Here is a 16,145-nt window from a genome sequence, read left to right as displayed (position 1 = left end):
CAAATCAAATAAATTTGATTTGTATTGCCTGTAAAAAGCCATCGCTTCAGGATGGCTTTATTTTTTGCAGCAGATTTCTTTTGCGGCCGCGTTCGGCGTTGTCAGCTCCCTGAGCAGGTCACCGGCATAAGCACTGCCTTTTTCACTGATTTTGTAGTGCGTCCACTTGCCCTCCTGGCGGCTTTCCACAATGCCGGATTCGACTAAAATCTTCATATGATAGGAAAGCCCGGACTGCCCCAGGTCCAGCTGCTCCAGCAAAACACAGGCGCATTTTTCCCCGCTGCGGAGCAGCTCCAGTATTTTCAGCCGCTTCTCGTCGCAGAGCGCCTTGAATACCCGCGCGTGATTTTCATAGACCGTTGCCAAGCAATCACCTCATATCAAAAACATTTGATATGTATAGTATATGCGTCATATCAATTTTTGTCAATATGAAAATTTTTGATAAAAGGATGCGGGAGCGCCTTGGACGCCGTCGGCGCCGGCTTCCGTTCAAGGCCTGCCATATGTTCATATTTTGAAATAAATTGCCTGCTATTTATCTTGTTAATGAGGAACTTAAATGTTACAATTTTTAAAGTGTATGCAAAATGGATAAAACTTATTTCACAAGAGGACAATTTTAGTAGAAATATGTAGAAGGAGAGCGGGGGTGAAAGAGGGCTGTTATGAGCTATGGAGCGCGGCGGAGCTTGTAGCCATGAAATTCTACCAGAAAGGCTGTCACACGTTCGTGCTTACCTGCACCACCAACCTGTCGATGAAGGGACCGCTGAACAGGCAGCCTATGATCGATCTGTCGAGGGCAGTCCGCTTTCTCAGAGAGCATGCCTCGGGATTCCATATTCAGCCGGGTTGAGCTGCTTCAATTCGGCGAGGACGTATGGCGGAAAAACAAGCCGAACGGCGAAGTAGCCGTACGGCCGGAGCTGCCGATCAATGGATCACAACGGTTTTGCCGAAATGAATTGAGGAATTTTCTCCGTCGGGAAGGTCCCCGGCGGGGATGAAAATAACGCTAGAAGCTTCTTGTCGTGCGACATAAAACTTGGGGGGGTTCATTTGAAAAAGTATTTTTTTAAATTACCCAACAAATTGTCTATAAAAATTCCTTTGGCGTATTTTTTCATTTTGATTCTCACCGTCACTTTAAGCAGCACGGCTCTGAACAAGCTCTCTTCCGAGTCTGCCCAGAAGCGGGTAAATCAGGCGACTGTCAAAACAATTACCTCCATTAAAACGAATGTTGACTTCATGATTGAAGATATAGACAACTATTCGAAAATGATGCTTTCTGATAATAATTTGCAGAATTTACTAAGGCAGGGGAATATCTATTCAAACCTGCAGGTACAATCAAAAGTGAGCTATTATTTTTATAATCTGATGCAGGCGGAGCCGATTATCGATTCTGTCAATATCTTTGACAATTCCGGCAACTGTTTTTCCATTGGGAAGCAAATCTCGCCTGCTTTCAATAAAAAGGATATTAAAGACGCCTCGTGGTATCGGGAGACTATCGAAAAAAAGGGGAAATACATACTGCGTTTGAACGGCAGCGGAGCGTTTTCAAGCCAGAATGGCAATTTCGTGTCCTTCATCCGTCAGCTCCGCGATGTAAATACGATGAGCTCGCTGGGCATCATGGTCATCAACATACCGGAGAGTGCGTTCCTGCAGGCTTATTCCAATGTGGTGAACGATAATTCCATGCAAGTGGTCATTCTGGATGAAAACAACAAAACCATTGTTCCGAGCACCGCGGACATACCAAGCATCCTGTCGTTTAAGCATATTCTTTTGAACAACGGTCACGGGATTCAACAGAAGATCTCTCAGGGCGGTTCCGGCTGTATGGTGCTCGATCTGGACTCGCAGAAATACATTATCTCTTATCTCTCCGACGAGGAACAGGGTTGGAAATACATAAGCCTTATGCCTTACGGAACCGCCGGTATGGAAAACAAATCCTTTGTTCTGCTCGCGTTTTTGCTGCTGCTGATCAACGGCGTTGTCTTCTTCGTAAGCTCGGTTTTTATTTCAGAAAACACCATAACGCCGATCCGTCAGCTTTTGCAATCGATGAAAAATGTGAACGAAGGCCGGTTTATTGAAGTGAAAGTGCAGCCGCAAAATTATGAATTCGGGCAGCTCTTCAACGGCTACAATGCGATGATACGGCAGATTCATAAACTGCTGGATAAAATTATTGAGGAGCAGAAAACAATCCGAAAAGCGGAATTGAATACACTCCAGGCACAGATCAAGCCTCATTTTCTGTATAACACGCTGGACTCCATCTCGTCGCTGGCTCTTTCCGGAGAAAGCGAAAAGGTATGCGGTCTGGTCGAATCTCTCGGGAATTATTACCGCATCAGCGTAAGCAAGGGAAGGGATATCATTTCCATCGGAGAAGAGATCGAGATGGTGCGTAATTATCTCAGCATTCAAAAGGTACGGTATCAGGATCTGTTTGAGGCGGAGTATGAGATAGAGGATTCTTGCCTGAAATACCCGATTCTGAAGCTCGTTTTGCAGCCTCTTGTCGAAAATGCCCTGTATCACGGCATCAGGCGGAAGGGAACATCCGGTATTATAAAAATTGCCGTCCGTGATTCGGGAGAAACCGTGTGCCTGTGTGTGGCCGACAATGGAATCGGAATGTCCCGGGAGGAAATCGGCAGGATCCTGAATCAGGAGAAAAGCAGCCGGAGCAAAAGCTTTGGCCTGTGGGGAACGATGGAACGTATCCGAATTTTTTACGGCAGCCAGGACTGCGTCCAGCTGGAAAGTGAACCGGGAAAAGGGACCAGAATCACGATAATAATTCCAAAAGGTGAGGGTTAAGATGGAGCAGATAAAAGTATTGATCGTGGACGACGAATATTTGATCCGGAATTTGATAAGAAAAAGGATTAACTGGGAGGAGCAGGACATGACCATAGTCGGTGAAGCCTCAGATGCGCACGAGGCCCTGAATATGGTGGATACGCTGAGGCCGGACATTGTTTTTACGGACATCTGCATGCCGTTTATAGACGGGATTGAATTCAGCCGGATGGTCACGGAAAAGCATCCGGCGATAAAAATCGTGATCATAACGGGTCATGATGAATTTGAATTCGCACGGAGAAGCATTAAACTAGGCATCGCCGATTTCATTTTGAAGCCGATTCACGCCGCCGAGCTGCTGAACGTCACCGAGCGGCTCAAGAAAAAAATTCAGGAAGAAAGAACCAGAAAACAGGAATTTGAAAAGCTGAAGGAAGAGCTGCGGCAAAGCCTGCCCTTTTTAAGGGAAAAGTTTCTGAACAGATGGATCCTGCAGCGTCTATCTGCCAGCGAAATTCTGGAAGAGCAGTCGTTTTTCAACCTTCCGTTCACAGAGGGAAATCTTCTGCGGATTGCGGTTCTGGAACTCTCGTTGACCACTCCGGAACAGACGCAGGAACAGAATCTTTTATTGAGCATGGACGGCCGGAAAAGGGTGGAAGCCTTTTTCAGCGGAAGTCCGGAGTCGGTTGTTTTTATGGACAATAAAAACCAGATCGTTGTCATAACGGATGTCCGGGGGCGGGACGTTGCCGTCGATTGCGAGCTGCTTAAGAAGGACCTGATTCATTCTCTCAAATGCTTTGTCTGCATCGGCGTCGGAAACCGGCATTCCAGTCTGAGAGATATCCCTATCGGGTATCGGGAAGCGTGCCGTGCCCTGAACTATAAAACATTTGTGGGAAAGAATCAGGTCGTGTGCTACGAGGATGTTGTGGAGTCCGGCGAACAGCAGTACCGTTCGAACCCGGAATTGCTGGAAGAACTGCATTTTTATATCAGCGCGGGCGCCGCAGAAAAAGCAGCAGCCGTTTTAAAGGAGATTCTGCGCTTCCCGTTTTCGGAAGTGAGTCAGATGCGTCTGGCCGCCATGGACATTATCGCGCAATGCCAAAACATTGAGGCCGAGCAGAAAATCAACGGCGGGGACACTCTCAACAAAGACACTCTGGCTGCGGTTTTGCTTTCCGACAATCTTCCGGATATTCAAAAGAAGCTGGAAGCTCACATCGCCGCCCTTTCCGGTTCCATCAATGCGAAAAACAGCACCAAGGCCGGTTATCTGATCGAACGCGTTAAGGATTTTTTGAATAAAAATCTTTCCAGCCCCGACCTCAGCCTCGTCAATACCGCCGCCGCTTTTTTCGTCAGTCCCGGACATCTAGGGCGCCTTTTTAAAAAGGCGACAGGCCAGACTTTTGTGGAATACCTGACGGATATCCGAATTAAAAGAGCGGAAATCCTGCTGAAGACAACGGAGCTGAAAGGCTATCAGGTCGGCGATGAGGTGGGCATCGCCGATCCTCATTATTTTTGCATCCTATTTAAGAAAAAAACCGGTAAATCAGTCAACGAATATCGAAAGGGCACAAAATGCAATGCCTGAATTTTGAAATATTGTGCGTTTTTTTTGAATGGATTTACAGTTTCGGTTCTTATAAAATGATATCGGATTCCAGAATGATGAAAAAAGCTCCCGGGGAGGTGTATCTTGAGGAGCAGCATTAGGAAACGCACCGCCTGCAGCCGGCGAACCGTCAAAGGTTTCCGCTACACGCAGGCAATTACAAGGAGGCAGAGTATGAAAGGGATTATCGGAAAAACTGCCGGTGTTGTTTTGGCACTGGGCATCTTATGCAGCACGGCCGCCTGCTCCGGCGGATCCAGCCAGACGGCCGCATCCGGTCCGGCGGCAGGTTCGGCAGCTGCGGGAGGAGACGGTGAAATCAAGCTGGCACTGTGGGACCAGTCCGTTGGCGAGACTGATCCGACGGCGAAAATTCTTCCCGAAGTGGTAAGCCAGTGGAATAAGGATCATCCCAATATTCAGGTGGAGCGCACCGGTACGACCGGAGAGCAGTATAAGACGAAAATAAAAACCGCATTGGCGGCAAACGAGGCGCCGGACGTGTTCTACGGAATGGGCGGCGGCAGTTTTATGCAGCCCTATATTCAAGCCGGAAACGTCCTTGTTCTGGATCAGTACGTTTCCGATGAAACCAAGTCGAAAATGCGCAGCGGTATGCTGAGTGGCTGTCAGGTAAACGGTAAAATTTATACGCTGCCCTGTTATACGCACCTTGCCAACCTCTATGTCAACACGGCGCTGTTCAAAAAAGCGGGAGCAAAGGTGCCCACGACATTTGACGAGCTTCTTGAGGCGGTCACAAAGCTCAAGGCAGCCAACATCACCCCGGCGGTTATCGGCGAAAAAGACCGTTGGCCGGGCATGTACTGGTTTGATATCATGGCGATGCGCCAGGCCGGAAACGATGCGTGCATCGCGGCGTTTAAGGATCCCGCCAAGTTCAACTCCCCTGATTTCATAGAGGCGGCCAACAAAATGCAGAAGCTGGCCAAAGCCGGAATGTTCAACAGCAGCATGTTCAGCATGAGCTACGACGAGATGCTGGCCGCGTTCAACGCGGGCAACGCGGCGATGCTGTTCCAAGCCAACTGGGTAAATGCCGGCATTGAAGATGACTCTTCAAAAACAAAGGGCAATGTCGAGGTTGTCATTTTCCCCGTTTTTACGGACGGCAAGGGCAAGGCAAGCGAATTCTACGGCGGCGGGCAGGATGGCTTCTATATTAACAGCAGCACTAAAAATCCGAAAGAGGCTGCCGAATTTTTAACATACCTGAGTGAGGAACTGGGCTCCAAGGGCTACCTTGCGGGCGCTGGACTGCCCTGCTGGAACACGGATTCCCTGGATACCTCCAAGCTTTCGACTCTTGACAAGACGGATGCGAAGCTGCTCGACACGGGAACCTCCTTCATCACATGGTGGGACAATATCCTTCCCGCAGAATCCGCAGAGATCCACAAAAACCTGATAGCGGAACTTCTGGCAAGCAAAATTACCCCGGAAGACTTCTGCAAACAAATGGCTCAGCTTAAGGCGACGGAACTGACGTTCTGACAATCTTACAAAACTTGTAAAGATGTGGTCTTGGTAATTAAATACCTGGACCACTTCTTTTGTAGGAGAACTGTTTTATGAATTCTGTTTTATCAAACAAAAAAGCAATTTGCATTTTTGTCATACCAACTCTTGCCCTGTTTTTTATCATTGTATTCGTCCCGATTGTGGTCTCGAGCTACTACAGCCTTTTGGACTGGAACGGAGTCGGCAGAGGCGCCTTTATCGGTTTGAAGAACTACGTAGAAATGTTTACAAGCACACGCGCGCTGAACGCTATGAAAAATTCCCTTTTGTTTGCCGGCGCCTCCATTTTCATACAGCTTCCGATCTCCCTTTTGCTGGCCCTGATCCTTGCCTCCGGAGTAAAGGGAGAAGGTTTTTACCGGACGGTGTATTTTATTCCGGTTCTCATTTCAACCGTGGTCATCGCGCAGCTGTGGTCGAAGATCTACAACGCCGATTACGGCCTTTTGAACACCCTGCTGAAATCGGTGGGGCTGGGATACCTTGCGCAGGACTGGCTGGGCCAGACAAGTACGGCGCTGGCGGCTTCCTTTGTCCCGACGCTGTGGCAGTATGTCGGTTACCACATGCTGCTGATGTACGCGGGGGCCAAGTCCATTTCCAAAGACATCTATGAAGCCGCCAGGATAGACGGCGCGTCGTCCGCGCGCATTGCGTTCTCCGTCACCATCCCGCTGATGAAGCCGATTCTCAAGGTCTGTCTGGTTTTTTCCATGATCGGCGCATTAAAAGTATTCGATTTGGTTTATGTCCTGACCAACGGGGGGCCGTTCTTTACGACCGAGGTACCAAGCACTCTGATGTATACGACGATTTTCGATACCTACCGCTACGGTTACGGAAGCGCTTTTTCGGTGTTTATCATTGTGGAGTGTCTGGCCTTTACCTTACTGATTAATAAATTCTTTAAAACGGAATGAGAAGTGATAGCATGGATACAACGAAGCGGGCATCCGGATCCGTCGGAAAAGTTCTTCTTCAAATCTTTTTGATTTTTGTGGCGGTCACGCAAATCTATCCGCTGATTTGGCTCGTATTCTTTTCCCTGAAAGACAACAGTGAAATTTTCAGCGGCAATGTCGCGGGGCTGCCGAGCACATTCCGCTGGCAAAACTATGCGGTCGCTTTAAATCAGGGAAACGTAATTAAGTTTTTTCTGAACAGTGCCTTTGTGACCACCGTCACCATTGTTCTGGTTTTATTTCTCTCATCCATGGCAGCCTATGCGATCACCAGGATGAACTGGAAGCTCAGCAAATTTACCATGACCCTGATTCTGGTTGGCATGATGGTGCCGATTCACGCGGCCCTGCTTCCCCTGTTTATGGTTTTGAAAAATTTGAAGCTGCTGAATACCTACGCCTCGCTGATCCTTCCGTACTCCGCGTTCGCGCTTCCCATGGCGGTGTTTATATTGGGCAGCTTTTTCAAAGGGATACCGCTTGAGCTGGAAGAGGCCGCCGTGATAGACGGCTGCGGTATTTATAGAACCTATTTTTATATCATTGTGCCCCAGATCCGGTCCGCGCTTGCTACGGTCGCAATCTTCACCTATCTGTCATCGTGGAACGAGCTGATGTTCGCCGTGACGTTTATCAACAATCAGAGTTATCAGACGCTGACCGTCGGGATGATGTCGATGGTTGGAACGTATATCACGCAATGGGGCGTCATCGGGGCCGGACTGATGGTGGCGACGATTCCGACGATTATCATCTATCTGCTGTGCAGCAGCCAGGTTCAGGAAAGCCTGATTGCCGGAGCCGTCAAAGGTTGAAAACGATTGGGAGCTGAAGCTATGAGCCGAATTATCGTTCACGCGGAACATTTGTTAAACAAAATCAGCAAAAACATCTACGGGCACTTTTCCGAGCACCTCGGACATTGCATCTACGGGGGGATCTATGTCGGAGAGGAGTCTGAAATCGCAAACGTAAACGGGATCCGGACCGATGTGGTGGAGGCGCTGCGGCACATCCGTGTTCCCGTGCTGAGATGGCCGGGAGGCTGCTTTGCGGACGAGTACCACTGGAAGGACGGCATCGGGCCAAAAAGAAAACGGAAAAAGATGGTTAACAGCAACTGGGGCGGGCTTGTGGAGGATAACTCCTTCGGCACGCACGAATTCCTGGAGCTTTGCCGTCAAGTAGGCTGCGAGCCGTATATCAACGGCAATCTGGGTTCCGGAACGGTTCGGGAAATGAGCGAATGGGTAGAATACCTCACCTTTCCGGGCCGGTCCCCCCTGACCCGGCTGCGCATGCGAAACGGCAGGGAACAGCCCTGGAAGGTAAAGTTTTTCGGAATCGGCAACGAAAGCTGGGGCGGCGGAGGCAATATGCGCCCGGAATACTACTCGGATCTGTTCCGCCGGTATCAGACGTACCTGAAGGATTTTGGCGGCAACAAGCTCTTTAAAATAGCCAGTGGTCCGAATGAAGAGGATTACCGTTGGACGGACACGGTCATGAAGCTGGCCGGGCCTTACATGGACGCTATCGCCCTTCATTACTACACGGTCCCCGGAGACTTCAACAATGTGAAGGGGAGCGCCCTGGATTTTACCGAGGCCGAATATTACACGACGCTGAAAAAAGCTCTGAAAATGGAGCGGCTCATTGAAAAGCATACGCAGATCATGGATCGCTACGATCCGAGTCACCGGGTCGCGCTGATTGTGGACGAATGGGGCACCTGGTACGACGCCGAACCGGGCGCGAATCCGCAATTCCTGTTCCAGCAGAATTCCATGCGGGACGCGCTGGTGGCCGCTTTGACGCTGAATATATTCAACCGCCACAGCGACCGTGTACGCATGGCGAACATTGCCCAAATGGTCAACGTACTGCAATCCGTCATTCTCACCGAGGGAAAGAAAATGGTGCTCACGCCAACATACTGTATCTATGATCTCTTTCAGGCCCATCAGGATGCGGCGCTGATTGATTCCGACGTGCAGACGAAGGAAGTGGGCACGCAGGGAGCCCTGATTCCTCAGATAAGCGTTTCGGCGTCCCGTAATGAGGCCGGCGAGCTGAACCTGACTATTGTCAACACTTCACTGGACGAAACCGATTTGGCGGAATGCCGGATTTTAGGTTGGGAAGCGGGCCGCGTTACCGCTTCGATCCTGACGGATGACAGTCATGCTTATAACAGCTTTGCTTCTCCGGATACCGTGAAGATCAGGGCGTTTGACCGTTTGACTGTGAAAAAGGGAGAGATAACGGCTGAAATCCCGCCCTGCAGCGTTGTGAGAATTAAAACGGCATGCTAAATCTTTCCTACATACCCATGCGCATTTCGCAATCATACAGTAAAATAAGACTCCGCCTCAAAAAAGGCGGAGAGTCTTTTTTTGCGAAATTTCCGGGGAACAAAGAAATCACGGCGCGCCGGCGCCCGTGTCCGTTTTCAGATAAGGCGCGGGATCCCCGCAAAGGCCAGATATCCGAAAAGATACACCCCGTTCAGGCCAAAAGCAATTCAGGCACAAATTGCTCTCAAATGATAAATTTGGCGCGATGCTCGATCAGTTGGGCCGCGATACTGACGGCGATTTCGGCGGGGGTTTCGCTGTGAATGTCAATTCCGATGGGGCTGTTCACCCGATCGAGTTCGGCGTGCGAGTATCCCTCCTTCAGCAGTTTTTCACGTACGGCCGCCACTTTGCACGCGCTGCCGACGACACCGATATAGGAAGCCTGACTTTTCAGGGCGAAGCGCTCGCAGTCGGTATCACCCAGATGCCCTCTTGTCATAATGCAGACACAGTCCTGCTCTTGCAAAATAATGCCGCTGTCCGCAAGGTGTGAATAATCCGCTGTAAGCACTTCTTCCGCACCGGGGAAAAGCTCTTTTGCCGAAAATTCCGGTCGATCGTCTGTGACCACGCAGCGAAAGCCCAAATGCACCAGAAGCGGAACCAATTCCTGCGCCAGATGGCCGCCGCCGAAAATGCAGACGCGCGCTGAGGTATTGAGCCTTTCCACAAAGCACGGCTTTCCACCCTCGGCGGCCCGCCCCCGGATCTGGCCGTGCGTAAATTCTTCGGGACGTTTTTCGAACGCGAAGGGAACCGAACCGTCCAGCGGCAGCGCCCACCAGCATTCCCTATGCCTGCTCAGCAGTCCGACGAGCCGGGCGCAGACGGCGGCGTAGAGTTCTTCGTCAGGCCAAAGGGTAAACAGCACCTCCATGTCGCCGCCGCAAGTCATTCCCAGATCCGCGATCTCATTGGGCGCGAGGCGGAACTTCCGCAGTCCGCTTTCGCAGACCGTCAGCATATCTTTTGCCAGCTGGATACACCGGTATTCCAGCAGTCCCCCGCCGATAGTACCGTACAGCCGTCCCTCTTCGCCCACCAGCATATAGGACCCGGCATGACGCGGCACATGCGCGGTACTGTCGGCCACGGTAACCAGCATGCTTTTCAATCCGGTGCTTTGCCGTTCCGATAAAATTTGAAGCAGCTTTTCCATTTTTATTTCTCCTTTATTGATAAAGTGGGAATACGTTGGCCGGGGCAACGCCCAATTCGGCGGGCAGGGGCGATGATATTTTCCCTTTCGGGACGCGCCACCAGAGGTCCGGCGTACCCGCCGCCTGCCCCTCGTAGTGAAAGCTGAGGATACTTTCAAAGGGCTCCTCCATTTGACCGGTAAACCGGACCGGGAAACGGTTTCCGGACGACCGTGGATGGAAATAATGGGCCCGGATTCCCACGGCGCACGCATCGTCCCGCACCGGCAGGGCCGTCTTCAGCCGGACACCCCAGCCAGGCGCCTCCAGCTCAAATTCTCCCGTCTTGCGGGCCCCGGTGATATTCTTACAGCCGGTAAGCACCGCCGCCTGCCGGTTTTCAGGGTTGGCAAACAGCTCCTTCGTTTCTTTGCAGGTCAGAAAGACGCCGTTGCCCATCACCCCGATCCGTCCGCAAAGATGATATGCCTCGTCACGACTGTGTGTCACAAGAAGCACCGGTCCCCCCAGCTCACGCAGCAGCTCCAGCATCCGCATCTGAAGCTGAACCCGCAAATGGCTGTCCAGCGCCGAAAACGGTTCGTCCAGCATCAGAAGTCTCGGCCTGCTGACAAGGATGCGGGCAAGCGCCGCCCGCTGGGCCTGGCCGCCGGACAGCTGCTCGGGGCGGCGGTCCTCCAGTCCGTTTAATTCCAGCTGCGTCAGGGTCTGCCCGTAAATCTCATTCCGTTTGGCTTTCGCTTTTTCGTTCTTCAGGCCGCATAAAATATTTTGGCGCACGGTCATATTCGGAAAAAGAGCATAGCTTTGAAAGAGATACCCCACCCGACGCTTCTGGGGAGGAAGATCGATTCCCCTTTCGCTGTCAAACAGAGGCTCGCCGTCCAGTAAAATTCGGCCCCGGTCCGGACGCTCGATTCCTGCGATACAGCGCAGTGTCATGCTTTTTCCGCAGCCCGATTCCCCCAATATTCCCATGATTCCGCCGTCGGCTTCAAACCGGGAGCACAGGGAAAAGGAGCCGATATTTTTTTGAATATCCACCTGAAGCATTCAGCGGCGCACCACCTTTTTGTTTTTTTGTTCCAGCAGATTCACCGCAAGCAGCACGACGGTGGAAATAGCCAGGTTGACCAGAACCCAGCGCATGGCCCCGGCGTTGTCGTCGGTACGCCAGAGCTGGTAAACCGTAGTCGAAATGGTGGCTGTTTTCCCCGGCGTATATCCGATCAGCATGCTGGTGGCGCCGTATTCGCCCAGGGCTCGGGCAAAGGCCAGCACCGTTCCGGCCAGAATTCCCTGACGGCAGTTCGGCATGCGCACCCGCCAGAAAATATAAAAATTGGACAGCCCAAGGGTTTTACCCGCGCAGGCAAGCGTTTCGTCAAAGCTTTCAAACGCGCCCCGGGCGGTTCGGTACATCAGCGGAAAGGCGACGATGGCGGCGGCAAGGATGCCTCCGTACCAGGTCATGACAAACCGGATGCCAAACTGCGAGAGAAATACGCCCAGCGGACGTTTCACACCGAATAAAAGCAGCAGAAAATACCCGCAGACAGTCGGCGGCAGCACCATGGGCAGAGTGAGCAGCACATCCAGAATTCCCTTGACCGCGCGGGGCAGACGGGCGATGTAATAGGCGGCAAAAACGCCGAAAAAAAACACCAGCACACAGCTGACGGCAGCGATACGCAGCGAGTTCCATAAAGGATACCAGTCCATAGTCCCCTCCTTTCAGGGTTACGGACAGAAGCGATGCTTCCGTTAGTAACCCGTACGCCTTGTTTTACGCTTTTGAAAACCCTACGGCTTTAAATACGGTCATGGCTTCGTCTGTGGTCAGATAATCTAAAAACGCCTTCGCCGCGTCCGCATGTTTGGAAGCTTTCAGAACGGCGGCGGGGTAAATGACCTGTCCGCACATTTCGGCGGTCGCATAGTCCACCGGAGTCAGCCCCGCGCTGAAGGCGTCCGTACAGTATACCACGCCGCAGTCCACGCTGCCTTCGATAATCTGGGTGGTAACATCCTTTACATTTGAACCGTAAGTAATGGAACCCGATTTTGCCAGCGCTTTTTCGTCCAGCTTGTAATACGAAAGGATTTTCTGCGTGTACTGACCCACGGGCACGTCGCTGTTACCCATGCTCATCAGCACGCCGCCGGAGGAAAGCTTCTTGGCCAGCTCGTCAAAGCTGTTAATTTTTTTCGGATTTCCCTTTGGCACACAGAGAGTCACCTTATTTTCCAGAAGATTGATGCGGCTGCCTTTCGAGATCATATCAAGGCCTTCTGTATTTACGGTCTTATCCGCCGTGATATCCAGCTGGTTCATCTGTTTCTGCCCGGCGGAAATAAACAGATCGCAGCCTGCCCCCTCCTGAATCTGTGTTTTCAAGGTGCCGGAGGAATCAAAGTTAAAGGTCAGCTTGACGTTCGGCTCGGCTTTCTGATATTGTTCGCCTATTTTCGTCAAAGTTTCGGTCATGGACGCGGCCGCAAACACGACCAGCTCCACTTTTTCCGCCGCGGGCGCGGAGGACGAGGATGGGGAAACGCTTTCTGCGGAGGATGCGTTTGAACCGGCGGAACCGCCGCAGGCAGTCGTATTAAGCGCGATGACCATCGCCATCACCAGGGAACAGATCTTTTTCATATGCCACTCTCCTTTTTGCTGTTCGCAAAATTAATTCAAACGCGGTTTTACACGTTTGTTCCTGTCCTTCAGCGGGCGCAGTCGCCTGCCGTGCCGCGCAGAAGCTCCATCGCGTGGGGAATCGTATCCAAAAAAACGTCCATGCTCTCCTGACAGGCCCTGGGGCTGCCGGGAAGGTTGATAATGATCGTTTTGCCCCGGATCACCGATACCCCCCGGGAAAGCATAGCCCGCGGCGTGATCTTCAGGGAAGCCGCCCGGATTGCCTCGGAAATTCCCGGCGCGCTGCGCTGCGCTGCCGCCAACGTCGCCTCCGGAGTAACGTCGCGCGGCGCAAAGCCCGTGCCGCCGGTTGTGAGAATAAGATCCAGCCGGCGCTGGTCGCACAGACGAACCAGCTGCCGGCGGAGCGGCTCGGCTTCGTCGGCCAGCAGCAGTGTTTCCACGACTTCGTAGCCGGCATCCCGCAGTCTCCCCGCAATAGCGGGACCGCTTTTGTCCTCCCTTTCTCCGCGCGCCCCCCTGTCCGACAGAGTGATCACCGCCGCCTGCCAGGGCAGGGGAGCCCGGCGCTCCTCGACCGTCATTTCATCTCCCTGGGAGATGGATCCCGGCTCCAGCACGCGCGCGAACACGCCCTCCCGGGGCATGATGCAGTGTCCCGTTTTTTGATAGATCGCACAGTGCTTGTGGCACTCTTTCCCGATCTGGGTAATTTCCAGCAGCACGCCGCCACAGCGCAGCAGCGTGCCCACAGGCAGAGAGCTGAAGTCAAATCCCTCAACCACGAGGTTCTCCCCGAAAGCCCCGGGGATTACCCCCGCGCCCTGCCGGTTAAAAGCTTCAATCCTGTCCGCGCTCAGCAGGCTGACCTGTCGGTGCCAGTGCCCGCCATGGGCGTCGCCCTCGATTCCCCAATCGGGAGAAAAAATGCCGGTCCCGACATTCTGTTTCTGAATACCCCGTTTTTCGCTGATACATACCGCGAGTACCTTTCCCATCTTTTATCCTCCAATCTGGCTCATGCTCCGGTGCTCGGTGACATACTGCGCACGGCTGAAGCAGTGAGCCCGCGGTTTCTTTTCAATCGTCCTCCGGACAGCGGCTTCCAGTTCTTCGTCGGAAGCTCCGCCGCGCAGCAGCGCCCTGAGGTCCTCCGCCGTATCGTAACAAAGGCAGGGCTTGAGCAGCCCGGTGCTTGTCAAGCGCACCCGGTTGCAGCTTGCGCAGAAGCAATGGCTGACCGCGTTGATAAAGCCGATACGCCCCGTCAGCTCCCGGCTGGCATAATACCGCGCCGGACCGTTGACCCGTTTTTCTTCCGTGGGGGAAAGATCCGGCCATTGACGGCGCAAAAGGCTCAGGGCAATCTCCGCTGAAATTCCTTTCACCGCCGCGCCTTCGCCGATCGGCATCGGCTCGATAAACCGGACGTCCACCGGCATCTGCCGTGCCAGAGCGGCCAACGGCACGATGTCCGCGCAGGTCTCCGCCAGCAGAACCGCATTCACCTTTACCCGCATCCCCCGACGAACACAGAGCTCGACTGCCTGCCGAGCGGCATCCGCACAGACGCCGTCCGTTCCGGTAACGGCGCTGTATTCCTCATTGCGCAGGGTGTCCAGACTGATGTTGACGCCATCCAGTCCCGCACTGCAAAGCGCGTCCAGCTGCGGGGCAAGCAGCAGTCCGTTTGTGGTCAGGGTCACTTGTTCCACGCCGTTCAACCCCTTGACACGCGCGGCAAACTCCGGGAAACCGCGCCGCAGCAGCGGTTCGCCGCCCGTCAGCTTATATTTTACAATCCCCAGCCCGACCGCCGTACGGCATACGCGCAGCAGCTCCTCATAGGTAAGCAGATCGCGGTGCCGCGCCAGCCGGACGCCGTGCGGCATACAGTATTTGCAGCGCAGGTTGCACCGGTCGGTAACGGAAACCCGCATATAATCGATGGTTCTCCCGAGCCGGTCCGTCATGGGCGCTCCTCGTTTCCAAAATAAAACTCTCCGCTTTTGCCGCCGTGCTTCTCCACCAGATGAATATTTCCCATTTCCATCCGCTTGTCAACGGCTTTGCACATGTCGTAGACGGTGAGCAGGGAAACACTTACGCCGGTAAGCGCCTCCATCTCCACGCCTGTCCGACCTTCGCAGAAGACGGTGCATACCGCCTCGATTTCACTGCTTTCCGGATGCAGGGTGAACTCCACCCGGCAGTTGGTCAGGTTGAGCCGGTGGCACAGCGGAATCAGGTCGGCTGTGCGCTTCGCGGCCATAATGCCGGCCACCTGCGCTACGCCCAGAACATTACCTTTTTTGGCCGTTCCGTTCCGAACGGCCAAAAAGCACTCCCCGCTCATGCGGATGCGTCCCGCCGCCACGGCCCGCCGCTTCGTCGCGGTCTTTCCGCTAACATCCACCATTACCGCATTCCCGCCTGAATCAATATGTGTAAAATCCATGTCTTTTCGCCCTCCGTTTCAGGTTCCTTTGCCGAAGCTGCAGTTCGGGTAACGGCACTCCTCGCAGTTCAGGCACAGTCCGCCGTTTCCAAGACCCGCCAGCCAGTCCGCCGTAACGGGCACATCCGCGAGCAGGCGGGGCAGGACAAGGTCGAATACGGTTCTTCTCGCGTACATGACGCAGCCCGGCAGGCCGCACACAGGCCGACCGTCCGGCATGTACGCCGCAAGGAACATGGCCCCCGGCAGCACCGGCGCGCCGTAGCTGACGACCTTCGCGCCGCTGTTTTTAATAGCGAGCGGCGTTTTGTCATCCGGGTCCACGCTCATGCCGCCGGTGCATAATATTAGGGAACCTCTGAACAAATGGCGCAGGAAGAGGAATTCAGCGAAAAGGGATTCAAGAGGCGTTCCAAACTGAATGATTACGTCGAATTTCGACGCTATACTCCTGAATTTATTTCCACTTTTGCGGAAATGGGCGCACTTCTCCCTTGTCAGGTCTCACTGAAACTTCGACCTGCCATTGCCAGCATATAGAG

The 16,145-nt window shown here is 53.1% G+C and carries 15 protein-coding genes and 1 pseudogene; 7 read left to right on the top strand and 9 right to left on the bottom strand.

Annotation, left to right across the window (positions count from 1 at the left end; genetic code table 11):
• Positions 1-57 precede the first annotated feature (57 nt).
• The gene (locus CAFE_RS12065; RefSeq protein WP_066643916.1) at positions 58-369 is read right to left on the bottom strand and encodes an ArsR/SmtB family transcription factor; all 312 of its coding nucleotides are present in this window, start codon (positions 367-369) and stop codon (positions 58-60) included.
• 286 nt (positions 370-655) lie between these two features.
• On the opposite strand from CAFE_RS12065, the gene CAFE_RS12060 reads away from it, so the two are divergent.
• The 7 genes from CAFE_RS12060 to CAFE_RS12030 all read left to right on the top strand — a co-directional run bounded on the left by CAFE_RS12060 (position 656) and on the right by CAFE_RS12030 (position 9,281).
• Positions 656-862: a hypothetical protein gene (locus tag CAFE_RS12060; RefSeq protein ID WP_066643917.1), complete on the top strand. Its 207-nt coding sequence runs from the start codon at positions 656-658 to the stop codon at positions 860-862.
• A gap of 203 nt (positions 863-1,065) precedes the next feature.
• Positions 1,066-2,850 carry a sensor histidine kinase gene (locus tag CAFE_RS12055; RefSeq protein WP_156990797.1) on the top strand — a complete coding sequence of 595 codons (1,785 nt, stop codon included), beginning with the start codon at positions 1,066-1,068 and terminating at the stop codon, positions 2,848-2,850.
• A gap of 1 nt (position 2,851) precedes the next feature.
• The gene (locus CAFE_RS12050) at positions 2,852-4,441 is read left to right on the top strand and encodes a response regulator (RefSeq protein WP_156990796.1); all 1,590 of its coding nucleotides are present in this window, start codon (positions 2,852-2,854) and stop codon (positions 4,439-4,441) included.
• A 195-nt stretch (positions 4,442-4,636) separates the two neighbouring features.
• Positions 4,637-5,977: an extracellular solute-binding protein gene (locus tag CAFE_RS12045; RefSeq protein ID WP_156990795.1), complete on the top strand. Its 1,341-nt coding sequence runs from the start codon at positions 4,637-4,639 to the stop codon at positions 5,975-5,977.
• 77 nt (positions 5,978-6,054) lie between these two features.
• Positions 6,055-6,924, top strand: coding sequence for a carbohydrate ABC transporter permease (locus tag CAFE_RS12040; protein ID WP_066643920.1), 870 nt, complete (start codon positions 6,055-6,057; stop codon positions 6,922-6,924).
• Between the two features lie 11 nt (positions 6,925-6,935).
• Positions 6,936-7,781, top strand: coding sequence for a carbohydrate ABC transporter permease (locus tag CAFE_RS12035; protein ID WP_156990794.1), 846 nt, complete (start codon positions 6,936-6,938; stop codon positions 7,779-7,781).
• A 21-nt stretch (positions 7,782-7,802) separates the two neighbouring features.
• Complete coding sequence (locus CAFE_RS12030) at positions 7,803-9,281, top strand: alpha-N-arabinofuranosidase (RefSeq protein ID WP_156990793.1); 1,479 nt, start codon at positions 7,803-7,805, stop codon at positions 9,279-9,281.
• Between the two features lie 226 nt (positions 9,282-9,507).
• On the opposite strand, the gene CAFE_RS12025 is transcribed toward CAFE_RS12030, so the two are convergent.
• The 8 genes and pseudogenes from CAFE_RS12025 to CAFE_RS11990 form a co-directional block, all read right to left on the bottom strand.
• A complete protein-coding gene (locus tag CAFE_RS12025; RefSeq protein ID WP_156990792.1) occupies positions 9,508-10,485 on the bottom strand; it encodes an XdhC family protein in 978 nt (325 codons plus the stop codon).
• A 13-nt stretch (positions 10,486-10,498) separates the two neighbouring features.
• Positions 10,499-11,539, bottom strand: a complete 1,041-nt coding sequence (locus tag CAFE_RS12020; RefSeq protein ID WP_156990791.1) for a sulfate/molybdate ABC transporter ATP-binding protein — start codon at positions 11,537-11,539, stop codon at positions 10,499-10,501.
• On the bottom strand, positions 11,540-12,208 hold the full coding sequence (modB, locus tag CAFE_RS12015; protein WP_066643925.1) for a molybdate ABC transporter permease subunit: 669 nt from the start codon (positions 12,206-12,208) through the stop codon (positions 11,540-11,542).
• A 64-nt stretch (positions 12,209-12,272) separates the two neighbouring features.
• Entirely contained in the window at positions 12,273-13,142 is an 870-nt protein-coding gene (gene modA / locus CAFE_RS12010) for a molybdate ABC transporter substrate-binding protein (RefSeq protein ID WP_156990790.1), read from the bottom strand.
• Between the two features lie 68 nt (positions 13,143-13,210).
• On the bottom strand, positions 13,211-14,143 hold the full coding sequence (locus tag CAFE_RS12005) for an MOSC domain-containing protein (protein WP_156990789.1): 933 nt from the start codon (positions 14,141-14,143) through the stop codon (positions 13,211-13,213).
• Between the two features lie 3 nt (positions 14,144-14,146).
• The gene (gene moaA / locus CAFE_RS12000; protein WP_156990788.1) at positions 14,147-15,118 is read right to left on the bottom strand and encodes a GTP 3',8-cyclase MoaA; all 972 of its coding nucleotides are present in this window, start codon (positions 15,116-15,118) and stop codon (positions 14,147-14,149) included.
• The gene (gene moaC, locus CAFE_RS11995) at positions 15,115-15,603 is read right to left on the bottom strand and encodes a cyclic pyranopterin monophosphate synthase MoaC (protein WP_066643929.1); all 489 of its coding nucleotides are present in this window, start codon (positions 15,601-15,603) and stop codon (positions 15,115-15,117) included. The genes moaA and moaC overlap by 4 nt, the downstream gene beginning before the upstream one ends.
• A gap of 18 nt (positions 15,604-15,621) precedes the next feature.
• Positions 15,622-15,957, bottom strand: a pseudogene (locus tag CAFE_RS11990) (molybdopterin-binding protein); the annotation flags it as partial.
• Positions 15,958-16,145: the final 188 nt, after the last annotated feature.

Origin of the sequence: Caproicibacter fermentans (genome assembly GCF_009746625.1) — a bacterium.
GTDB lineage: Bacteria > Bacillota > Clostridia > Oscillospirales > Acutalibacteraceae > Caproicibacter > Caproicibacter fermentans.
The sequence above is the reverse complement of the archived record's forward strand: the minus strand, read 5'-3'. Positions and strand labels throughout refer to the sequence as shown.